20 protein-coding genes are annotated in these 21367 nt (G+C 61.0%); 5 read left to right on the top strand and 15 right to left on the bottom strand.

Going from position 1 to position 21367, the window contains the following annotated elements:
* Window positions 1–7: 7 nt before the first annotated feature.
* The 13 genes from AB3X96_RS13375 to AB3X96_RS13315 all read right to left on the bottom strand — a co-directional run bounded on the left by AB3X96_RS13375 (window position 8) and on the right by AB3X96_RS13315 (window position 13953).
* Window positions 8–2131 (bottom strand): FUSC family protein, encoded by a 2124-nt coding sequence (locus AB3X96_RS13375; protein ID WP_368590110.1) that lies wholly within the window; start codon window positions 2129–2131, stop codon window positions 8–10.
* A 42-nt stretch (window positions 2132–2173) separates the two neighbouring features.
* Window positions 2174–3211 (bottom strand): multidrug transporter subunit MdtN, encoded by a 1038-nt coding sequence (mdtN, locus tag AB3X96_RS13370; protein ID WP_368590109.1) that lies wholly within the window; start codon window positions 3209–3211, stop codon window positions 2174–2176.
* 22 nt (window positions 3212–3233) lie between these two features.
* On the bottom strand, window positions 3234–3560 hold the full coding sequence (locus AB3X96_RS13365; RefSeq protein WP_368590108.1) for a YtcA family lipoprotein: 327 nt from the start codon (window positions 3558–3560) through the stop codon (window positions 3234–3236).
* 70 nt (window positions 3561–3630) lie between these two features.
* Complete coding sequence (locus AB3X96_RS13360) at window positions 3631–4068, bottom strand: MarR family winged helix-turn-helix transcriptional regulator (protein ID WP_368590107.1); 438 nt, start codon at window positions 4066–4068, stop codon at window positions 3631–3633.
* A 157-nt stretch (window positions 4069–4225) separates the two neighbouring features.
* The gene (locus tag AB3X96_RS13355) at window positions 4226–4864 is read right to left on the bottom strand and encodes a flavin reductase family protein (RefSeq protein WP_368590106.1); all 639 of its coding nucleotides are present in this window, start codon (window positions 4862–4864) and stop codon (window positions 4226–4228) included.
* A 36-nt stretch (window positions 4865–4900) separates the two neighbouring features.
* Window positions 4901–5917 (bottom strand): NAD(P)H-quinone oxidoreductase, encoded by a 1017-nt coding sequence (locus AB3X96_RS13350; RefSeq protein WP_368590105.1) that lies wholly within the window; start codon window positions 5915–5917, stop codon window positions 4901–4903.
* A 263-nt stretch (window positions 5918–6180) separates the two neighbouring features.
* Window positions 6181–7047: a LysR family transcriptional regulator gene (locus AB3X96_RS13345; protein ID WP_368590104.1), complete on the bottom strand. Its 867-nt coding sequence runs from the start codon at window positions 7045–7047 to the stop codon at window positions 6181–6183.
* 196 nt (window positions 7048–7243) lie between these two features.
* On the bottom strand, window positions 7244–8941 hold the full coding sequence (locus AB3X96_RS13340; RefSeq protein WP_368590103.1) for a long-chain fatty acid--CoA ligase: 1698 nt from the start codon (window positions 8939–8941) through the stop codon (window positions 7244–7246).
* Between the two features lie 25 nt (window positions 8942–8966).
* Window positions 8967–10169: an acyl-CoA dehydrogenase family protein gene (locus AB3X96_RS13335; RefSeq protein WP_368590102.1), complete on the bottom strand. Its 1203-nt coding sequence runs from the start codon at window positions 10167–10169 to the stop codon at window positions 8967–8969.
* A gap of 31 nt (window positions 10170–10200) precedes the next feature.
* Window positions 10201–11262: a phosphotransferase gene (locus tag AB3X96_RS13330; protein ID WP_368590101.1), complete on the bottom strand. Its 1062-nt coding sequence runs from the start codon at window positions 11260–11262 to the stop codon at window positions 10201–10203.
* A gap of 15 nt (window positions 11263–11277) precedes the next feature.
* Entirely contained in the window at window positions 11278–12045 is a 768-nt protein-coding gene (locus AB3X96_RS13325; RefSeq protein ID WP_368590100.1) for an SDR family oxidoreductase, read from the bottom strand.
* Between the two features lie 65 nt (window positions 12046–12110).
* Window positions 12111–12827 (bottom strand): histidine phosphatase family protein, encoded by a 717-nt coding sequence (locus tag AB3X96_RS13320; RefSeq protein ID WP_368590099.1) that lies wholly within the window; start codon window positions 12825–12827, stop codon window positions 12111–12113.
* A gap of 154 nt (window positions 12828–12981) precedes the next feature.
* Window positions 12982–13953, bottom strand: a complete 972-nt coding sequence (locus AB3X96_RS13315) for a LysR family transcriptional regulator (RefSeq protein ID WP_368590098.1) — start codon at window positions 13951–13953, stop codon at window positions 12982–12984.
* Window positions 13954–14088: 135 nt separating this feature from the next.
* Between AB3X96_RS13315 and AB3X96_RS13310 the strand changes: the two genes are divergently transcribed.
* Complete coding sequence (locus AB3X96_RS13310; protein ID WP_368590097.1) at window positions 14089–15051, top strand: cyclase family protein; 963 nt, start codon at window positions 14089–14091, stop codon at window positions 15049–15051.
* Between the two features lie 133 nt (window positions 15052–15184).
* Here AB3X96_RS13310 and AB3X96_RS13305 read toward each other — a convergent pair whose 3' ends face one another.
* Entirely contained in the window at window positions 15185–15472 is a 288-nt protein-coding gene (locus AB3X96_RS13305) for a hypothetical protein (protein WP_368590096.1), read from the bottom strand.
* A gap of 287 nt (window positions 15473–15759) precedes the next feature.
* Between AB3X96_RS13305 and AB3X96_RS13300 the strand changes: the two genes are divergently transcribed.
* The 4 genes from AB3X96_RS13300 (at window position 15760) to AB3X96_RS13285 (ending at window position 20455) form a co-directional block, all read left to right on the top strand.
* Window positions 15760–17142 (top strand): MFS transporter, encoded by a 1383-nt coding sequence (locus AB3X96_RS13300; protein WP_368590095.1) that lies wholly within the window; start codon window positions 15760–15762, stop codon window positions 17140–17142.
* A gap of 76 nt (window positions 17143–17218) precedes the next feature.
* Entirely contained in the window at window positions 17219–18052 is an 834-nt protein-coding gene (locus tag AB3X96_RS13295; protein WP_368590094.1) for an enoyl-CoA hydratase/isomerase family protein, read from the top strand.
* Window positions 18053–18062: 10 nt separating this feature from the next.
* Window positions 18063–19271: a CaiB/BaiF CoA transferase family protein gene (locus tag AB3X96_RS13290; protein ID WP_368590093.1), complete on the top strand. Its 1209-nt coding sequence runs from the start codon at window positions 18063–18065 to the stop codon at window positions 19269–19271.
* A gap of 47 nt (window positions 19272–19318) precedes the next feature.
* Window positions 19319–20455 carry a porin gene (locus tag AB3X96_RS13285; protein ID WP_368590155.1) on the top strand — a complete coding sequence of 379 codons (1137 nt, stop codon included), beginning with the start codon at window positions 19319–19321 and terminating at the stop codon, window positions 20453–20455.
* Between the two features lie 122 nt (window positions 20456–20577).
* On the opposite strand, the gene AB3X96_RS13280 is transcribed toward AB3X96_RS13285, so the two are convergent.
* A complete protein-coding gene (locus tag AB3X96_RS13280; protein WP_368590092.1) occupies window positions 20578–21264 on the bottom strand; it encodes a Crp/Fnr family transcriptional regulator in 687 nt (228 codons plus the stop codon).
* Window positions 21265–21367: the final 103 nt, after the last annotated feature.

Below are 21367 nucleotides of genomic sequence, written 5' to 3'. Positions count from 1 at the left end.
TCGTCAGTCAATGGACCGGCGCCGACAGGCGGCGGTCAAGTTGTGCGATGCGTTCGTCGAGCACACGGGCGGCCTGCAGGATGTCCGCCAGCCATCCCGTCGATGCCGCGCCGGCGTCGACAAGACTACGAGGCAGGGCAGGAATCACATCGGATGCATGCGGTGCGGGTTCGTCGGGATATTCAAATCGGTTCGCGATCCGATCCAGCCGCACCGCGGCGTGCTCGCGCAAGGCCCGCAGCGCATCGGCAGTCGCCTGTGGCAGGTAGGACCCCGCGTCCTGCACCTGGATATGGAGCCAATTGACGGCGAACAGGATTTCCTGTGTTTGCGCGAGGGCCGTGGTGATTTCCAGAGTGACCGTATCGTGCGCATACTGCCAGCCAGGTTCCAACGCGACGCGCGCCTGCATTTCCCGGTTTTGCGCAAGCAGCGACCAACCGCGCAGTCTGGCGTTGTCGATGGCGTCGCGCCGGGTCCGGAGTTCGGACGCGTCCGGAGTGCCCGGCGCATCGTGTCCGGCGCGTGCCAGCTCGGCGACACTGCGCAGCAGCCGTGCGAGCAGCCGCTTCAGGGCGTCGCCTTCGCGTTCGGGCCAGAGCGCCGTGGAAATGGCGATGGACACCCCAACACCGATCAGGATGCCGATCATGCGGTCGCGAATCTCGGTCAGGTCCGTGGTCGGCCCGAAGCGGCCAAGCTGCGACAGTGCAAAGGCAAAGACGAACTGGACGCCGATGTAGTTGCTGCGTGGCGAGCCGGCGGCGATCCAGGCGCCAATCGCCACGACCGGCAGCGTAATCGCGAGCAGCCCGGTGATGGTATCGAGGTGCGGCATGATGAAGACAGCCGCTGCCAGGGCCACGACGCTGCCCAGCGCGCAGCCGACCACGCGCGTAAGCCCCTTATGCGACGTCGCACCGAGACTCGGCAGCGCGAGGATGAAGCAGGTCAGCATCGCGGTATGGATACCCGGCCATTGAACGGCCGTATAGAACACGTAGCAAAGCGTGGCCGCCAGCACGGTCTTGAGGGCAAAGCGACCATAGGCCGCGTTGCTGAATGCGTCGGCGGCAACCAGTCCTTCGCGCTTCTGTGCCGACGGTGCGGGCAGCGTTTCAGCTTCGCCGATCGCCTGCAGCGCATGTCCCATTTCGCGCAGCACGGTGTCGAACGGGCCGGCGACGGGCCGGGTTCCAGCGAGGTTGGGGTCGCAGGTGAACGGCGTGCCATCAACGAGCGACGTGCGCAGCCCGCGGCAGTGCGACTGCAGTGCGAGGACCTGTTCGGCTTGCACTGGCGACAGGGCGGTCAACGGCAGCCGTGACAGTTGCGAGGCCGCGATGTGCAGCCGGTCGATGGCTGCGACACGCGCCAGATGGTATGCACGATTGCTCCGCCACGCGGCATCATCCTGGGCGGCGAAGGCCAGGTGACGGTGCAGGACCAGCGCGCTGCGTGCGACCGACTCCGCACTGTGCGGCCGGGCGGCCGTCTGGCTGCGGTGCGCCTCAAGCTGCGCCAGCACGTGATCGACCTGCCGACGCATCTCGTCGGTCAGCAGGCGGCCCGGGCGGCTCGGCAGGAACAGCAGGTTGACCGTGATCGTCAGAACGATCGGGTACGTGATCGCGACCCACACCCACAGCAGTGCCCGGACCAGCGCCTCGGGACCTATCGCCTGATCCACGAAACTCTGGACGTAAAAGACGAACAGGGCAAGCAGGTAGCCGATCGCTCCCAGTTTGCTGACGCGCATGAAATACATGCCGCAGAACGCCATCGCGCAAGCGGCAAGAATGCGCAGCAGCGGATAGTTGATGGTGAACTTCAACAGCAGCAGGCCCGAAATCACGGCGATGGTCGTGCCGATCACCATAACGATGCCGGACAGCCGGGTCAGGACCGTGTTCTCCTGCGCGGTGAAGAAAACGATGATCAAGGAGAGCGGCAGGAATGGCACCTGCAGCGCCATCGAGATCACGACGACCAGCGTTGTGCTTAGCAGGAAGCGCCATAACGCTTCTACGCGCCCCGGAAACGGCGCCAGTTCGGCACGAATCCATGCGGGCACCCAAGCAAGCGCCAAGGCAGGGGCGTCGCGCTCCTGATCGACTTGTAGCGTACTCATGACATCGCCTCGTGACGGGAAAATCTGGAGATAGCGAAAGAATCAGGCGTTCGGCAACAGGATCGCCACGGCCGATGCGCCGATGCGAAACACGGCGGGGTCGGGTTTTTCGACCAGGATGCGGACCGGGAAGCGCTGCGCCACGCGCACCCAGTTGATCGAGCGGGGCACGTGCGGCAGGCCGCCGGCATCGGCGCCGCCGTCGTCCGGGAAGACGCCATAGCCGACCGATTCCACCACGCCGCGAAAGCGTTTGTCCGCCTCGCCGAGGACGTAGACCTGCGTCTTCTCGCCCGGCCGGATATTCGCCAGATCGGATTCGCGGAAATTTGCCACCACATACCAGCGCGTCGTGTTGGCCAGCGTGAAAACCGGATGGCCCGCCCCGGCGAATTGCCCGGCTGAGGTCTTGAGGTTGACCACGATCCCGTCGAATGGCGCGCGCACGGTCGCGTATTCCAGATTGAGTTCGGCGAGCGCGATTTCCGCCCTGACCACGTCGCGCTTCGCGACCAGCGCGTCGACGCCGCTGATGCCGGCGGTGGCGCGCTGCGCATCCAGCACGGCGGCATTCAGTTGCGCCTGCGCGGAGCGCCAGGCGGTGCGTGCCTGGTCGACCTGTTCGGCCGCCACGTATTCGCTGCCCAGCAGCGGTTCCATGCGCGCCAGCGTGTCCTTCGCCTGCTCGGCGGCTGCCCGTGCGCGCTCGACACTGGCGGTGGCAGAGGCCGCACCCAACTTCTGCGCATCGACGGACCGCTGCGTCAGTTCGATCTCGCGGTCGAGCGCGGTCAGCGTGGCACGCGCCTTTTCCAGTTGCGCCTCGAACGGGCGCGGGTCGAGCCGGAACAGCACGTCGCCGCGCTTCACCGCCTGGTTGTCCTTGACATCGAGTTCGACGATACGGCCGCTGACTTCCGGCGCCACGTTGATGGTGTCTGCGTAGGCATAGGCGTCGTCGGTGCGCGGCGCGGTGTCGAGCCGCCATACGACCACGACCGCCAGGGTGATGGCCGCCAGCGTCAGTAATATCGCCAGGGCACGGCCATGGCGGACTCGGTTTGCAGTGTCTTCAGGCATCGCCTGGCTCCGTACGCTTGAATCAGTTCTGGAAAAAGATCAACCACCCGGTCAGCGCCAGGATCACTGTCAGCGCGCAATAGGCCAGGGGCAGAAAAGGGGTGCTGGACGGCTTCACGCGCCCCGTCGCACGCAACGTCGCATGGACCGTTGCCGTGCCGGCGATGGCTCCGACAATGCAGAACAGCCAGTCAGGGAAGTAGGCACCCAGCACGCCGATAGAAGGCGCGCTCGCGCAGCCACCCAGCAGCACGCACAGGAGGGACGCGGTGACCGGGGCAACCGTCGCGCTCCATTGCCGGGCGTGCGGGGCGTTACGTGTGTCCTTGGGTACAAGGTGGTTTTTCATCGGCGTTCGCGTCGTTGGATGCCATGTGCCCTGGCTCACTATTGCCCAGGCAATATGTTGATCAAAAAAATTATTGGTGGGACAGCATGCCTTTAAGCAGCGATTCCAGCAGGGCCAGCTCGCTGGCGCTGTAGCCGCCGAAAAAACGGTCGATGATGGCCGTCGACGCCGCGAGCAGCTCGGGAAACAACGCGCGTCCGTGCGCGGTCAGCTCCAGCTTGTTGGCGCGGCGACTGTCCGGGTGGGGTACCCGGCGGACCAGCAGCTTCTGCTCGAGCCGGTCGATCATGCGGGTCATCGCCCCCGGGGTATAGGACAACTCCTTGCACAAATAGGCTGCGGTATCCGCACGGTGATACCGTAGGGCCGCCAGAATCACATACTGCGCGGCCGTGACGCCGAACGGCTCCAGTTCCTTGCCGAGTGCCACGACAAGCCTGTTCTCGCTTCGGTGGAGCAGCCGGCCGACGCGTGCGCGCTGGTCGTAGGTGGTGACGTCTTTATTCATGGCGTTGCAGCCGGCATCGTTCGCATTGGATTGGATAGGACATTGCTTGGGCAATCCATTTGCAGGGAGCCCCTGCACTGGTGCATTGCGATATCCAACGTGACTGGTGGCCTGGCCGAAGGAGCGTAGCGCGCACCTCAACCGGGACCCGCTGTCATCATCTGGGGGGATTCACGCCTGGCGGGCGCGCAAGATCGAACCGACTCTCGGGCCCAACCAGTGCATAGGCCGACGGACCACCTGCGCGCAGGATGATGCCTGCGCCGAAGGTGTCGAAAATGCCGTCCTTCAACAGGTCCTGGCGAATGTGAACAGCCACGACTTCTCCCAGCACAAGCCACGTCGGAACAGCGGTGCCTTGATGATCGCGAAGCTGGATCACATCCGTGAGCCTGCATTCAAAGTGGGCCGCACTCTCCGCCACACGCGGAACGGCGACTTGCCGCGACGGAGCGGTGGTCAGCCCGGCCAGTTCGAATTCGTCGACCTCATAGGGCGCCATAGCGCATGTCGCATTCATCTTTTCGGCGAGCTCGCGCGTGGTGAGATTCCACACAAACTCCCCGGTTTCCCGTACGTTGCGCAGGCTGTCCTTCGCGTTGATGCTCGAGAAGCCGATGATCGGCGGATGGTAGTTAAAGGCGTTGAAAAAGCTGTACGGCGCGAGGTTGAGCATGCCGTTGCTACCCCGCGTGGAAATCCAGCCGATGGGTCGGGGGCCGACGATCGCATTCAGCGGGTCATGCGGCAATCCGTGGCCTTGCGACGGTTCGTAGTAGTAGTGCGTTTCAGTCATGGGAAGATGAGGGTCCGGGGTGTGGATCATGGCAAGTCAGCGGCACGTCAGCACGATCTTGCCGATGTGCAATCCCGAGTCCATCAGCGCATGGGCGCCGCGCGCATCGTCGAGATCGAAGGTTTGAAAGATGGCGGGCTTCACCGCACCGCGCCGGATATGAGGCCACACCGATCGCTTGAGATCCTCGATCAGTTCCGCCTTTTCCTCGTGCGTGCGCGAGCGCAGCGTCGAGCCGATGTGCATGAGGCGCTTCGCGAGCATTGGGAACAGGTCGAGTGCCTGAGCGGGCCCCTTGATCACGCCGATCTGCACGATGCGGCCGTCCATTGCGGCCGCCGCGTAATTCCGCGCGACGTAATCACCGGCGACGATATCGACGACCACGTCGACGCCGCGTCCATCCGTCGCCTCCATGACCGCCTTCACGAAATCCTCCTTGCGGTAATCAATCGCGACATCGGCACCAAGTGCGATGCTTGCGGTGCGCTGCACATCGGAGCTAACCGTCGTGATGATCTTCGAAGCGCCGAACGCCTTCGCGAGCATCGTCGCCGCGGTGCCGATCCCCGATGCACCGCCGTGGATCAGGACGCTCTCGCCAGCTGCAAACCTGCCGCGCTGGAACAGGTTCAGCCATACCGTCAGAAAGGTTTCCGGCATCGCAGCCGCCTCGATCATCGAGAGACCGTCGGGAACCGCGAGAGTGCTGCGCTCGTGTGCGACCGTGTACTCCGCATAGCCGCCGCCCGGGACCAGCGCGCAGACCATATCGCCAACTGCAAACCGGGTCACGTCGCGCCCGACGGACACGATTTCGCCCGCGACTTCGAGCCCCGGAATGTGCGACGCGCCCGGCGGCGGATCGTATAACCCCTTGCGCTGGAACACATCGGGACCATTCACGCCGGCCGCATGAGTGCGGATCAGCACTTCGTCGTCCGCCGGCGCGGGAACGGGGCGCTGCACGGATACCAGTACATCGGGGCCGCCCGGCCTCGTGACCTCAACCGCGGTCATCGACGCGGGAACGCCTTTCGTTTCATGTGACACGACTTTATCCTTTCAACATGCTGGATGCGCCGCGGATCCGGGCAACCGCCCGACCGCTGCATCGGTTGAAAATAGTGTAGTGGCGGTGCCGGTGCCTGACATGCAGCGAATTTCCCACCGGCCGATGCAGTTTTGCATCGGCCGCGGCAAGCGGCATTCGCGCGAGGAATCAATCAAGGAAGCCAGACTCAGCCGTGCACTGGCCGCCAAAGTGATAGCCAGTGGAAGTGAGAGCCGTTGCGAACGAGCAAGCGCAATCGCTGCTATGCGCCGAACGCAAAGACAATCTCGTCGATCGTCACGCGGATGCGCGCGGTGTGCCGCAGATCCCGATGCGTGACCAGCCAAATCTCATACTGCGCGTCGTTCTTACGGTCTGGCCAGATTCGCACGAGACCGTCTCGTTCTCCCATTGGCACCGGTATCTCGCTGATGCCAAGCCCGGCCTTGAGCGCCGCCCGCAACGTCAGGTTCGTGTTCACCCGTGCGACCACGCGGCCGTCCGTCAGCGGTTCCCCGACGAACGCAGGCAGTCGCGCCCTGGCGAAATGCGGCTGGTAGACGACGAGATCATGCCCGGCGAACCGGTCGCCTGGCACCGGTTCGCCATGGCGCCGTACATACTCGGGCGAGGAGAACAGCCCCACTTCCCAGCGCGCAAGGCGGCGGGCGAGCAGGTCCGGATTGCGCGGCTTGACGGTCCGGATGGCGATGTCGGCTTCGCGCTTCGCAAGATTGACGATCTGCGTCGTCGTGTCGAGCACCACCGATACGTCGGGATGTTTCACATGCAGGCGCTCGATCGCCGGTATCACGAACTCCTGGCCAAGCGCATCCGTCGTCGAGAGCTTCACCTCACCGGCGAGCCGCTTGTCTACGCCTTGCGTGTGGCGCACGAGATCATGTGCGGACTGCTCCATAGCCTCGGCTGCCAGGATCGCGACTCTGCCAACCTGCGTGAGCTCATAGCCGTCCGACGTACGCAGGAACAGCGTCGCGCCGAGTGCGTGCTCGAGCGCGGCAAGCCTGCGGCCCACCGTAGCCTGATCGATTTCGAGCGCGCGTGCGGCGGCGCGCAAGGTCCTCTCCCGATGGAGCGCAACGAAGATGCGCGCGTCGTTCCAGTTCATGTCACCTCCTGCATGACGCAAAATTGCATCATACGATCGGCAATTCGCTGCATGTCAAGCGCGGAGGGCGCCGCTGCACTTTCTGCAACCCATCATTCTTCGGGCTGGCTCACCTGGCCCTACGCGGGACTGGGTGATGGCACGTCGTCGATCCACGGTCGATCAATCGGCCCGAAAGCTGTGCATAGCAACGCTTTCATACGTTCCTATCTCCCGGTGCAGCGCGGTTCGCCGCCTCCCGCTGCTGCAACTCGCGCCATAGGATTTTTCCGCTGCCTGATTTCGGCAGCGCTTCAACGAACTCAACGATCCGGGGCGCCTTGTACGACGCCATGTGTTCGCGTGCCCACTCAATGATATCGTCCGCGCTCAAGCCCTCCGCCTGCTCAGGCTTCGGCACGACGAGGGCCTTTACAGTCTCGCCGCGGTGCGCGTCAAACGTACCAAGCACGCAAACCTCCTTGATCGCGGGATGTTGGTACATCAGCGTTTCCACTTCCGCCGGCCAAACTTTGTAGCCTGACGCATTGATCATGCGCTTCAGACGATCCACCATGAAGTAGTAGCCCTCATCATCCACCCACCCCAAGTCGCCGGTGCGCAAGAAGCGCTTGCCATCGATCTCGATGAATGCGTCACGCGTGGCGCTGTCATTTCGCCAGTACCCCTGCATGACCTGCGGGCCATGCACGACAATCTCACCCGTTTGCCCCTGCGGCAACTCCTTCAGGTTGACGGGATCAATGACGCGCGCGTCGACATCGAAAGTTGGAATGCCAAGGCATTGCGGCTTCGGTCGATGCGGCGGATTGATGTGGGTTGCAGCGATCGTTTCCGACATGCCGTAACCTTCCACATACTCCACGCCGACGCTCTCCCTGAGCTTCTTTACCACGGCGCGAGGCATGGCCGCGCCTCCGCCCCGCATCCACTGCAGGCTCGTCAGGTCGTAATCGCCGAGTTTCGGATTGGACAGGAAGTCGACAACCATCGTCGATATGGACTGCCAGCCGGTAATGCCGTACCGCTCGATCGCGCGGGCGGCAACGTCGCGGTCCCAGCGTGACAGCATGACGACCGTCGCTCCGCTAAACAGCGGAGCGTTCATGCCGAGCTGCATGCCAGTAACATGAAACAGCGGAAGGACGGATAGCTGGATAGAGTCCTGCGTGCCCCCGAACCATTGAACACTTCCGACGGCCGTGCGCATCACGTTGTGGTGCGTATGCATGCATCCCTTGGGCTTGCCGGTGGTGCCCGACGTATATGGCATCACACACAGGTCATTCGGACCGGCGGCCAATGAACCGGGCATGTGTCCCGCCTCGAGGGCGTCAGCCCAGTAGCTGACGCCCGGTCCATTCACGATGTGGCGCGGTACGGCGACGAAATCAGGAGGCGTAATCCCGGCAGGGTACTTCAGATAGTCGCTGTACGTGACAACGACAGCATGCTCGAGACCTATGCCGCCAGCGTCGCCTAGCAATGGTTGGATGCGCGGATAGAGATCCTGCGCGACGAACACGGTGCTGGCGTCGCTATCTTCGATGTAATGGCGCAGCTCCTCAGTCCTGTTCATCGGGTTGACCGGCACCACGACCGCATTGGCACGCAGGATCGCATAGAAGGCGATGAGCCATTGCGGACTGTTCTGCATGCATATCAGCACGCGGTCGCCTGCTTTCACGCCGCATTCACGCTGAAGGAAACCGGCGATGCGTTCGACTTCATCCTTGAACTCAGCGAACGTGACAGTTGTGTCGTAGAAGACAATGAACGGCTTGTGGGGAAAGCGTTCCGCTGACACTTCCACGTTATAGAACAGGTTTGTCGCTGGCACGGTCAGATCGGTGGACAACTGCGCGGGCCAGTGGGGCGACCTTGAATAGGGCATATCTTTGCTCCGATTTTCGGTGACGTTACATGTAAGCGGCGAGTTCCATCTTCGCAATGGCATTACGATGAACTTCGTCGGGTCCATCGGCGATCCGCAGCGAGCGCGCCTCCGCGTATGCATGAGCCAGAAACGGGTCCTGCATGCCATAGCCCCCGCATGCCTGAATGGCCGAGTCAATTACCTTGCAAGCCATATTCGGCGCGGCCACCTTGATCATCGCGATCTCGCGCGCCGCGACCTTGTTCCCTACGGTATCCATCATGTGTGCGGCCTTGAGCACCAGCAAGCGCGTCTGCTCGATTGCGATCCGGGCTTCGGCGATCCGCTCGCGAGTGACGGATTGATGCGCGACGGGACTCCTAAACGCGACACGAGACAGGCCGCGCTGGCACATTACTTCGAGTGCCCGCTCCGCCAGACCGATCAGTCGCATGCAGTGGTGGATGCGGCCTGGTCCGAGACGACCTTGCGCAATCTCGAAGCCACGCCCTTCTCCGAGTAGTATGTTCGTGACCGGCACACGAACATTGTCGAACAACACCTCCGCGTGTCCATGCGGGGCGTCGTCGAAACCGAGCACTGGCAGATGACGCACTACTGTGATGCCTTGCGCATCGCGCGGCACCAGGATCATCGATTGCTGACGGTGACGGTCGGCCGTATTCGTGTCGGTCTTCCCCATGAAGACGAATACCTTGCAACGTGGATCGTTCGCCCCCGACGTCCACCATTTGCGTCCGTTGATTACGTATTCGTTGCCATCCCGCACAATCGAACTCTCGATGTTCGTTGCGTCCGACGACGCGACGAGCGGTTCGGTCATGGCAAACGCGGAGCGGATTTCCCCCCGCAATAGCGGCTCAAGCCATTCCTTCCTCTGTTCTGGGGTGCCATAGCGCACCAGCACTTCCATGTTGCCGGTGTCAGGCGCTGAGCAATTGAATACCTCCGACGCCCAATGGACCCGCCCCATCGTCTCGCACAGCGGTGCGTACTCGATATTGGATAGTCCCGCACCGCGTTCCGAGTCGGGCAGAAAGAGGTTCCATAGGCCCAAGGTCTGCGAGCGCGCTTTCAGCTCTTCGATGAGCGCAACAGGCTGCCAGCGATCGCCCTCCGCGACCTCGCGGTGATAGCGTTCCTCGTTCGGATAGACATACTCGTCCATGAACGCGGAAACGCGTCGTCGGAGCTCGCGGGCTCTCTCAGAAATTTCGATGATCATGATCAACTCGCTTGTGATTAACGAAAAGAACTCACGCTGCCATCGCGCGCTCAGCGCACGACCAACCGATGTCCCCCAACAATCTTGCGCGCTGGCCGTATTCAAAGGCCTGACTGCTGCTCGCATTGCCGTCGAGAGCACGCTTCATGATGCCTTGCAGGATGCACGCACCCCGGAACAGGTTGTAGGCGAGGTAGAAGTTCCATTCACGTGCGGTGACTTCCTCCTTGCCAGTTCGCTTGCAATATTGAGCGACGAAATCGCGCTCGAGCGGAATCTCCAAAGCCTTCAACTGATCCTCGTCAAGTCCGCCCAGGCCCCGAAATCCATTAACCGGTAGATGCCATGCAAGACATAGATACGAGAAGTCCGCGAACGGGTCCCCCAACGTCGATAGTTCCCAATCAAGTACCGCGACGACACGAGGCTCAGTGCTGTGGAAGATCAGGTTGTCAATGCGGAAGTCGCCATGCACAAGCGACGTCGTCTGAATAGCCGGCAGGTGTTGCGGCAACCATTCGATGAGCCGCTCAATAGAATCGATACGATATGTTTCTGAAGCGCGGTATTGGCCGATCCAGCGCGACACCTGGCGCTCGAAATAGCTGCCGGTCTTGCCGTAGTCCCGCAGCCCGAGTGCATCAATATCCAGGCTGTGCAGGGCCGCGATGACCCGATTCATCTCGTCAAAGATGGCGCGTCGATCGCCGGGCGCGAAGCCGGGCAAGCTGCTCTCCCATAGCACGCGTCCCTCGACGTAGGACATGACATAGAACTCCGTTCCGAAGACCGACGTGTCATCGCAATAGCAAAAAACTTCGGCAACCGGTACTGAAGACCCCTGCAGAGCCTTCAGTAGACGAAATTCGCGGTCAATTGCATGTGCTGATCGCAGCAGGGCCCCCCCTGGTTTGCGACGTAGAACGTAGCGTCTGGATGGCGTTGTCAGCAGATATGTCGGATTCGATTGTCCTCCTGGGAACTGGGCAATCTGTAGCGGTCCGGAAAACCCGACAACGTGATCGCATAGCCACCGGCCAAGTCGGGAAATATCGGCACCGAAACTCAAAATCGTCGTATGGGTAGAATTCATTGACGGCATGTCCCCTTAATTCGTCAAAAATCCGCCATCCACATTGATACATGCGCCAGTCGTGTAGCTGGAGGCATCCGACGCGAGATAGAGCACTGTGGCTGCCATTTCCTCCGGTGCTGCAACACGACCCAGCGGGACCCTTTGGAGAAACTGATCACGCACTTCCGGGTTATCGACGAGCGCCGCCGCGAAGCGAGTCTCGGTCGTGCCCGGTAACAGGGCGTTCACGCGTACTCCATTTGTCCCACACTCTGCGGCGAAGGTACGAGTCATCGAGATAACGGCTGCCTTGGTGATCGAATAGATACCGATGGAAGGTGCGGGAACCACGCCGGCTACAGATGCCACATTGATGATGCTTCCTTTGCCTCGCGCCGCCATTTGCTTCGCCGCCCGAGCAGTCATGAAGAAATAGCCGCGGATGTTCACATCGACGGTCTTCGTGAACGCATCGAGGTCGGTGTCGACAACAGGCCCGTAGTAAGGGTTAGCGGCAGCGTTGTTGACCAATATGTCCAGTTCCAGGTTCTTGCTGGAGAGAAAGTCGAACAACGCGGTGATCTGATCCATATCGCCGATATGGCAGGGAAAGACATCAGTTTTACCGCCCGCGCCTCGTATGGCCGAAGCCACTTCTTCACACGCCGCTGCCTTCCTGCTGCTAAGCACGACGTGTGCTCCATAAGCCGCGAGCTTTCGCGCAATCTGTTCACCAATGCCACGGCTTGCGCCCGTAACGAGCGCGACCCTACCTGCGAGGTCGAATACTTTGTCGTCCATGCGATGTCCTTTTCGCCGCGGGATACGCGGCCTATTGCTGATAAAATGCTTGAAGCCGATCTGCCCTAGCGGTAGGTCAGCATCTGTGGAGAACAGGCCCATTCGAAGTGGGCCGTGCTGTTGAGATAGTCGAGCCCGCGCCGTCCTTTTGTGGACAAGACTCGAGTGACTCCGGTATTGGCTAGCGACCAGTTGAGATCCCGCGTCGCCTTATTCGACAGATCCAAAAGGTGTTGGCAAATTGCTGCGATCACACCACCTGAGGTAAACACAGCGATTCGCTTTGCGGGGCTGGCTCCAGTAGCAATCCTTTCGAATCCTTCAATGCTGCGCTCGCGGAACTGGTGCCACGACTCGCCGTAGTCGCCGTCGTGCTGTCCGCTCATCCACCTCTCCATTGCCAACGCAAAGTACCTCTGCAGCATCGCGGACGAAGTGACAGGGTCATCGCCGATATGCGAGTCGAGGTGCCTGGCGGCTTCGTGATCGGATTCGCGGAATGCGTCCAGTACTCCGTCGTGGTCAAATTCGTTCAGGAGTTCATCCACTTGCACATCGCACGCATATGGTGCACTCGTGGCACTGACCGCGTCCAGGCAACTGCTTGCCGACTCAAGATGCCGGCGCATCGCCCCCGCGACAACCCGGTCCATTGACGCGTCGCATGAGCCGAACCAACGACCCAGCAGTCTTGCCTGCCGGAAACCTAGTTCGGATAACCGGTCGTAGTCGTCGGTGCCGAACCAGGCTTGAGCATGACGTATCAGATAGATCTGCCCCATACCATCACCTCCATTCCGGCAGATTACGGAGGCGATCAAGATAATTCAAATGAATAGATGGAATTACGGCAGATTCATACCGTGCATATATTGGACGAGCTTTAGCGCGTGCGGCGTGTTGAGGTAGCCGCAGCGCTAGCGGTGTGTCAGGAAACTATGCTTTTCTGCCGCGGCCGCCGGCCAACGAAGCGGCGCTTGGTCGAGTTCGACGCGGCTTCGTCGCAGCGGACGGGAATGTGTCAATCAAATGCTGCCGGAACCACATATTTGCCGGGTCGACGTCCGAATGCGCGTGCCAATACAGATAGGCATCCACCGACACTTCGTCCAGCGGACAAACATGCATCTGATTGCCGAAGTGTTCGTTGAGCAGCTTCGCGTACCGCCCCGGCATCGTGAGCAGAAGGTCGGTTTGGCTCACTACCCGACATGCTGCCGAGTAGTCCTGGCAACGCAGCCGAACACGGCGCTGCAAGCCAAGTTTGACAAGTTCCATGTCTTCAATGCCGAGACCTCGGCGCCGACCGGTTACCAGCACGTGTTGTTCTGCCACATACGTATCGAGATCAAGACGTCGGCCGATCCTGGGGTGGCCGCGCCGGCTCATAACAATCAGTTCGTCCGAGGCCAGCCTGATGGCGCGCACGGCTTGGGGAATCGGCAGCAGGATGTCGATGACCGCGTCCAGCGCGCCTGAGAGCAAGTCCGCTTCCAGGGTGCGCCGGTCGTGGAGCACCGTAGCTATATCGACTGAGGGTGCGTTTTTGACCACATGGCTCATCACAGGGGGCAGCACGACTGACTCGAGGACGTCACGTACGCCGAGCGTGAACCGCTTAGATGTCCGCTCGACGTCGAACAGGTTAGTTTCGTGGAGCGTCAGTTCAAAAGTTCGCAGCGCGTCGCGCACTCGCTCGATGATGGAGCGCGTAAATGGCGTGGGCACCATTGCGTGACCATGCCGTTCGAAAAGCGGGTCGCCAAGGAGTACCCGCAGGCGGTTCAGGGCATGACTGATCGCAGGCTGACTCAGATTCAGTTGCTCCGCAGCGCGCGTTATGCCTCCCTGTGTGTAGATACATTCGAACACGACGAAGAGGTTCAGATCGATTCTTGATATATGCATGGAATGATTAAGTACTGATTCACATTATTCATTTGTCGCATTGTATATGCATGCGTACTCTGACGGCAGGTACGCGAATTGTGATTCACGTCGATGTTGGTCAACCTCGATAGCTGATTGCTTGGGAGACAATTCATGGAATCGAAGAACGTTCCGCTCGTGGCAGAGCTTTTGCGCGACGCGCCGAAGAACTGGGGAAAGTGGGGAGCCGACGACGAAGTCGGGGCGCTCAACTACCTGACCGAGGCCGAAGTATTGCGAGGGGTTGCGGCGGTCCGATCCGGCAAGATCTTCACGTTACAGATTCAGATGGGCAATCCCAAGGGTGATCCCGTCTGGCCGGGACGCTCCCAGTCGCAACGTATCAACGTGATGGACAAAGGCCACTATCTTTGCGGTAAAGGCCCGCTCTTTCCCGGGCTCGCAGAATATGCGGACGACATGATGATCATGTATCTGCAAGGCTCGACCCAATACGACGCTTTGGGACACGTGTGGTACGACGACAAACTGTGGAACGGCTACGATGCGAAGTCGACCATTGGCGGACTCGAGAAGGCCAGTGTGCTACCCATCGCAGAGCGCGGCGTGGCCGGGCGCGGCGTGCTGATCGACATGGCGCGCCATCGCGGCAAGGCAGTACTTGATCCGGGTGAAACCTTCACCCATCTCGACCTTCTGGACGCGGCCGAAGCGCAAGGCGTAAGAATCGAGAAGCGCGACATCCTCGTTATTCGGACCGGGTGGATCGGCTCATTCTACGAACGCGACCGGGCTGATTTTTACCGAACCTTTGCGGAACCAGGCCTCACCTATAGCCCGGGGCTTGTCGAATGGTTCCAAAGGATGGAGATTCCCAACCTGGTGACTGACACCATCGCGAACGAAGTTACAGTCGACCCGGAATCAGGTGTAGCGCTACCGCTGCACAACGCGTTGATGCGCAATCTCGGCGTGACGCTAACGGAAATCGCTCAACTCGACCCCCTTGCTGCTGACTGTGCTAACGACGCGCAATGGTCGTTTCTCTACACGGCGGCGCCACTCAAGGTAGTCAACGGCAGCGGTGCGCCCGTCAATCCAGTGGTCATCAAATAGCTGAACGGCTCCACGCCCGCGCCGCGCGGTCTTCTTGTCGCTTTCGTTACGACGCCGGTAAGTCGTTCAGTTCGAAGATCGTCGAGTGATGCAAGGGAACTCCTGCTGATAGAAAGGTGGTTCTTCCTTGAGACTACTCGGAAGCCGAGACGACATTGCGAACGGTCGTTGTAGATTCGAAGGCTGCCCTTGAAGCAACGTGGGGTATAACGGCGGAAGTGGGTGGCGTTTCGCCGCCGATCGGCAGATCCTTCGCGTCGGCGAGGGGCGCGAGCGGCGACATCGAGAGAGGGGCATGCAGTGGATAGTCCAGCGTCTGCCGCATATAGGTCAGCGCCTCCGCATTCATTTCCTCGTTGTACGAGGCCAGACCGAGGTAACAGAGGGCTTCGTCCGTTTCCGCGGCTGCGGCTAGCTCCATCGCGTCCCTTCCAGCAGCGCTCCATGAAGGAACAGCAATCGCCGCTTGCGAACGGACAGTCAATATACGTTGGTATCGGTTTTGGGCTGGATCGCACCGGTCGGCCTCGCCGTCGTGGCTCAGGCAATGTGGCCCATTGGTCCAGCAACCGATGCGAAGGCGCCGCACAGCGTTATCCCTAGGATTGTAAGTTGCTTAACTTTTGAAACACCGCCTCTTGTCTACCATCCGCTAATCGAATCGCGCACATGCGCGCGCTTCAAACCACGGCATGCGGAGAAGCAGTGATGAAAAATCCTGTAGGAATACATGCGGACGCGTTGCGCAAGGCCGACGGCGATGCTTTACCGGGCGACAACTGCGTAGCCGCCGAGAAGGATATCGATGAGGCATACCGGGGGATCACGCGTCGATTAATGCCATTGCTCTTTATCTGCTTTGTATTCAACTATATCGACCGGATCAACATCGGATACGCGCAACTGCAAATGAAGCCGGACCTCGGCTTCACGGACGCGATTTATGGCATCGGGGCCAGCATCTTCTATGTCGGCTACCTCCTGTTCGAGATACCGAGCAATCTTGCGATGCAGAGGATCGGCGCTCGCAAGACTCTCTTGCGAATCATGCTTCTTTGGGGGCTGACGTCGGCCTCGACCATGTTTATCCGAACTCCGTTGGAGTTCTATGTGGTTCGGTTCTTACTGGGTGTCTTCGAGGCAGGGTTCTTTCCTGGCATCGTGCTCTACCTCACGTTCTGGTATCCGGCTGAACGACGCGCCAGAATCGTCGCGATCTTCATGTCGGCCGGCGTCACCGCCGGGATCGTCGCCGGACCGCTGTCGGGGTGGATCATTCAGCACCTCAATGGTCTTTACGGCCTGAAGGGATGGCAATGGATGTACGTATTGCAGGGATTGCCTAGTTCCCTGCTGGGCATCATCGCCTACTGCTACTTGACGGACCGTCCAGAGCAGGCGAAGTGGCTGAGCAAAAGGCAGCGCGAACTGGTGGCTTCGCATCTCGAGCCTGCGCGGCAGCGGGAAGTCGCTTCCGCGCGCGGCGCGCTGCAAGCCGCGTGGCGAATTCCATCGCTCTATGTGCTTGCCTATCTGTACTTCGCACTGAACTGCGGAATCTACACGCTCAGCTTCTGGTTGCCTTCGATGATCCATGGGTGGGGCGTTTCGAGCATACAGGCAGTGGGCTTCTATTCGCTCATCCCGTATTCGATTGGCATGCTGGTCATGTTCTGGCTGGCACGTCGGTCGGATGCGCGCGGCGATCATCGGAGAAACGTTGCCGCAGCCGCTTGCGTGGGGGCGCTCGGGCTTGCCGCTACGACCTTCACGCCGGGCAGCCTATGGACATCGATGGCGCTGATTTCGGCAGGGGCGGCAGGCCTCATATCGGCGTTGCCGGTGTTCTGGGCAGTGGCGACAAGCATGCTGCCGCAGGATGCCGCGCCAGCGGGGATCGCCACGATCACAATGGCATCGGGGCTGGCGGGGGCGATTTGCCCATCATTGATAGGCGTACTGAAGACGTATGCAGGAAGCACGGCGATCGGGCTGTATTTCGTCGCGGCGCTGCTGCTCTCGGGTGGGATTGTCATGTGGCGACACCGTCATCTTTCGGTTCGCGCATCCCCGGCCGCTGTCCTGGAGTGAGCGGGAAAAGTTCTCGAACAATTCCCGCCTTTGTCATCGAATTCGTTGCCAACCATCTAGTTCAAGGGGTCGTCATATGAGCGACATGTGTGAAGACGCGAATGGTGCTAAGGCGCTGACATTCGCGCCGGGATGCCCGGGTTCCGCACCGCCTTCACTCGCAATCGATGGCGCCATGGCCACCATCGCGCTTCATCGCCCCGACACGCACAATCGCATCGAGCCCGACGACGTCCTCATCATTCAGCGCTATCTGACGAGGCTGAATCACAGTCCGGAGGTTCGCGTGATCGTTTTCGCGAGCAGCGGCAAGAGCTTCAGCTCGGGCTTCGATCTCACCCGTCTAGGCAAGTCCGCCGAAGCCGCGGCCAAGGCATCCGACAATCGCTTCGAGTCGCTTTGCGACGAGATCGAGAATGCTCGTGCAGTCACGATCGCCAAACTTCATGCTCCGGTATACGGGGGCGCGACCGATCTCGCGTTGTCCTGCGATTTCCGCATCGGCGTGCAGGGCATGCGGATGTTCATGCCCGCGGCCCGCCTCGGATTGCACTATTACGGCCATGGCATCCGCCGCTGGGTGTCGCGGCTCGGCATCGGTCCCGCAAAAAAACTGTTCCTGACTTCCCGCACGATCGAGGCCGAGGAGATGCTGCGCATCGGCTATCTCGATTCGCTCGTCGCGTACGACAAGATCGACGCGGAAGTGGAAGCGTGGGTTCACGATCTTCTCTCGATGGCGCCGATTCCCTTGGCTTCAATGAAGGCGACGCTCAACGAAACTGCACGATACGAATACGACGAAGCGCTCGCCGTGGCCGCATTCGAGCGCAGCCTGGGCACACGCGATATCGCGGAGGCCCTGACGGCTTTCGCAGAGCATCGCAGTCCGGCTTTCAAGGGCGAATGAGGGTTTCGTCATGACCGAGAGAAGCGAACTTCCGCTCGCATCCGTGCGCGTTCTGGAGATGTGCCAGATCATGGCCGGCCCGATCTGCGGGCTCATGCTGGCCGACATGGGCGCGGACGTCATCAAGATCGAGAAGTTTCCCGGCGGGGACGATTCGAGGGGCTATGCCCGGCCTGGGCAACCCGCGCTGGCGCCCGGTTTCATGATGCTCAACCGAGGCAAGCGGTCGGTTGCGGTCGATATCCGTCAGCCTGCGGGGCGAGAAGTCATCAGACGCATTGCGGCCAGTTGCGATATCGTCACCGAGAACTATCGCCGCGGAAAGATGGAAGCGCTGGGGCTGGGCTATGAGCATCTGCGCCAGATCAATCCGCAACTGATTTACTGCTCCATCAGCGGCTACGGTCCCAATGGACCGTTGAGCGACAAGGGCGGCTTTGACCTCGTGTTGCAGGCGTTTTCGGGCCTTGTCAGCATAACGGGATCGATCGACGGTGAACTGGCCAAGCCAGGCAGTTCGATCGCTGACATCAATGCGGGCATCCTGGCCGCGCTCGGCTGCGTCACGGCCTACGTCAAGCGCTTGCGCACCGGCGTGGGAAGCAAGGTCGAGACGTCACTGCTGCAAGCGTCGCTTCAGCAGATGTACTGGTTTGCGGCGAGCTATTTTTCCAGCGGCGAAGTTGCCGCCCCCATGGGCACCGCGCATCCTCTCATTGCCCCGTACCAGGTCTTCCGCTGCAAAGACGGCGCCATCGCGCTCGGCGGCGCGAATCAGGCCAATTGGCTGCGGATCGTCGAGGTGCTCGGGCAGCCCGAGTGGCTTCAGGATGAACGCTTTCGCGATGCGCGATCCCGAGTGGCCAATCGTCGTGCGTTGGAAGAATTGGTGAATGCCGCGTTAAGCCGACAAACGGCCACCTACTGGGTCGAAAAATTCGATCTTGCGGGCGTTCCCGTCGGACCGGTGCACGACGTGAAGGAGGCAATGGAGCACGAACAGTCGCAGGCCATCTCCATGGTGGTCGACGTCGACCGTGCCGATGGCGGGACGACTCGCTCACTGGGCCTGCCGATCCACTTCGACGGCGTGGCTCCTTATGCGCGCTCAGCCGCGCCGTACGTCGGTCAGCATTCGCATGAGGTGTTGTCGGAATGCGGATTCGCCGATTCGGAGATCGCTTCGCTTCGCGACGCCAAGGTCATTTCGGAGTCCTAGGCCGTTTCAGAAGATCTTTGTCATCAACCACAAGAAAGGAGACACACATGCAGTTTTCCGCAAAGACCCTCTGCGGCGCTACGTTGCTGCTCGCGGCCGGAGGGGCGGCCGCGCAATCGAGCGTCACGATATATGGCGTGGTCGATGCATTCGTGCAATACCTGAACAATGGCGGATCGGCTTCCATTTCGCAGCGAAGCGGCGGCGCGACAGGGTCGCTGTTCGGGCTGACCGGGCGAGAGGACCTGGGCGGAGGGCTGCAGGCAAGGTTCGACATTGAAACGGGCTACAACGTTAACAACGGGACGCTGTTCGCCGACACGACGACCTTGTTCTATCGTCAGGCATGGGTCGGGCTGTTCGATCAGAAATACGGTTCGCTGACGTTCGGACGCCAGTATCAGCCGACCTTCACCGTCGCCTACAGCGCGGATCCCTTTCGTCTGAACGAGGTTCTGTCGCCGGTTACGGCGAACATCCTCGCCGTGGACCGGAACACGCTCGCGACACAGAACATCACCGGGCGCACGAGCAATGCCATGCTCTATCAGTCGCCTGACCTGGCTGGCGCGCGGCTTTACGCGATGTACGCGTTCGCCGCGACGGTCACGCAACCTGTGCCAGCCACTACGGGGAACGTCCTTGATTTGGCCGCAACCTACTCAGGATACGGGCTGTATGCGGGTGTCGCTTACCAGGTTCAGCATCCGGGAACGGAGACGATAGCCCTGGGGCCGTTTTCTTCGTTGAACCTCGTCGCAACCGAACACTTCACCGGCGCACTCGCCTACCACCTGGGGGTTGTAAACGTTCAGCTCCTCTATTCGTACGCGCGGCCGAAAGACGCCGCGCGCGGTTCGGCAGCGGCGCTCATCGGGGCTGCACATCCCGTAAGCGTTGCTCAAATCGGCGCAACGATACAGGCAACGCCGCAAGACGTGATCGAGATCTCAGGGCTTGAACGCAACGTGCGCGGATCGCACGACAACACGCCCGGCATCGAACTCGGCTGCGACCACTTGCTTTCGAAGCGTACAAGCCTGTACGTGCGGGCGGCCTACATGAAGAACAACGGTACCGCAACGACGAGTTGGCCCGGGATACGGGTTGTCGCGTCCACGGGCGCACCTGATTTTGGCGCGTCGCAGACGCTGGTCGCTGTTGGCGTCACGCACCGCTTCTGACGTGGCGCTCGGGCGCTGAACCAGCCGCGGTGCCGCTTCGGGAATCCCATCGCTGGGCGAACGCCCAGCGATGGAAACATCGAGCAGGGTCCGCACCAGGGCACTGCCGCGCTTGCCTCGAACTAGTCGTCGAACGACTTGAGGACGTCCATGGAGATGATTTCGACATGGCCGTAGCGCAACGCGACAGCACCCTGCGCGGCCATCTCCTTGAGTTCGAGCGCGAGTGTCTGACGCGAAAGCCCAAGCATCATCGCGAGCGTTTCCTGCGAGACCGGGATGTCCGACCGATTCTCGGCAGCCTGGGTGGCGTCACCGCGAGCGAGCCGCATCAGACGACGGGCAATTCGCGTGCGCGTGGCATGCAGCGTTGCGTCGTCGAGCATCTGATAGAGAAGGGCGGTGTGTTGACATTGCAGCTCGGCTATCGCCTTGGCGAACGCGGCGCGCTGCATAAATGAGTTGAATGCCTCGAGCGGAAGCCTGAGAAGGTGTGCGGTTTCGAGCGCGGTCACGCTGTAAGCATACGGCCATCCCGTGACGGCGGACATCTGCGCGAACCAGTTGCCGGGCTCCAGGATGACGAGAATGCCTTCCTTGCCGTCGCTGCGGACGTTCGACGCTTTCAAGCGTCCCTCGACGAGCCCGTAAAACCCATCCGGCGGATCGCCGCGCCGAAACAGCGGCGATCCGCTGTCGATGCGAAGCCGGGTGCTGCTGGCCACCAGGCTCTCTCGTTCAGCCAAGGGCAGCGAGGAAAACCAAGGGTTGGCCGACATCTTCTCAACGAGGGGGGCGCTGAATTCCATGGTGGCGCTGCATCGAAATGGCTGGGGAGAACCCGGAAATGCAAGAGAAATTACAGACCGGCGGCAAGTAGCGATCGTAGCATGGGGTCAAGCCGCATGGTTA

Origin of the sequence: Paraburkholderia sp. BR13439, from assembly GCF_040948805.1 — a bacterium.
Lineage (GTDB): Bacteria > Pseudomonadota > Gammaproteobacteria > Burkholderiales > Burkholderiaceae > Paraburkholderia > Paraburkholderia youngii.
Note: the sequence above shows the minus strand (reverse complement) of the source record. Positions and strands in the feature narration are given on the sequence as shown.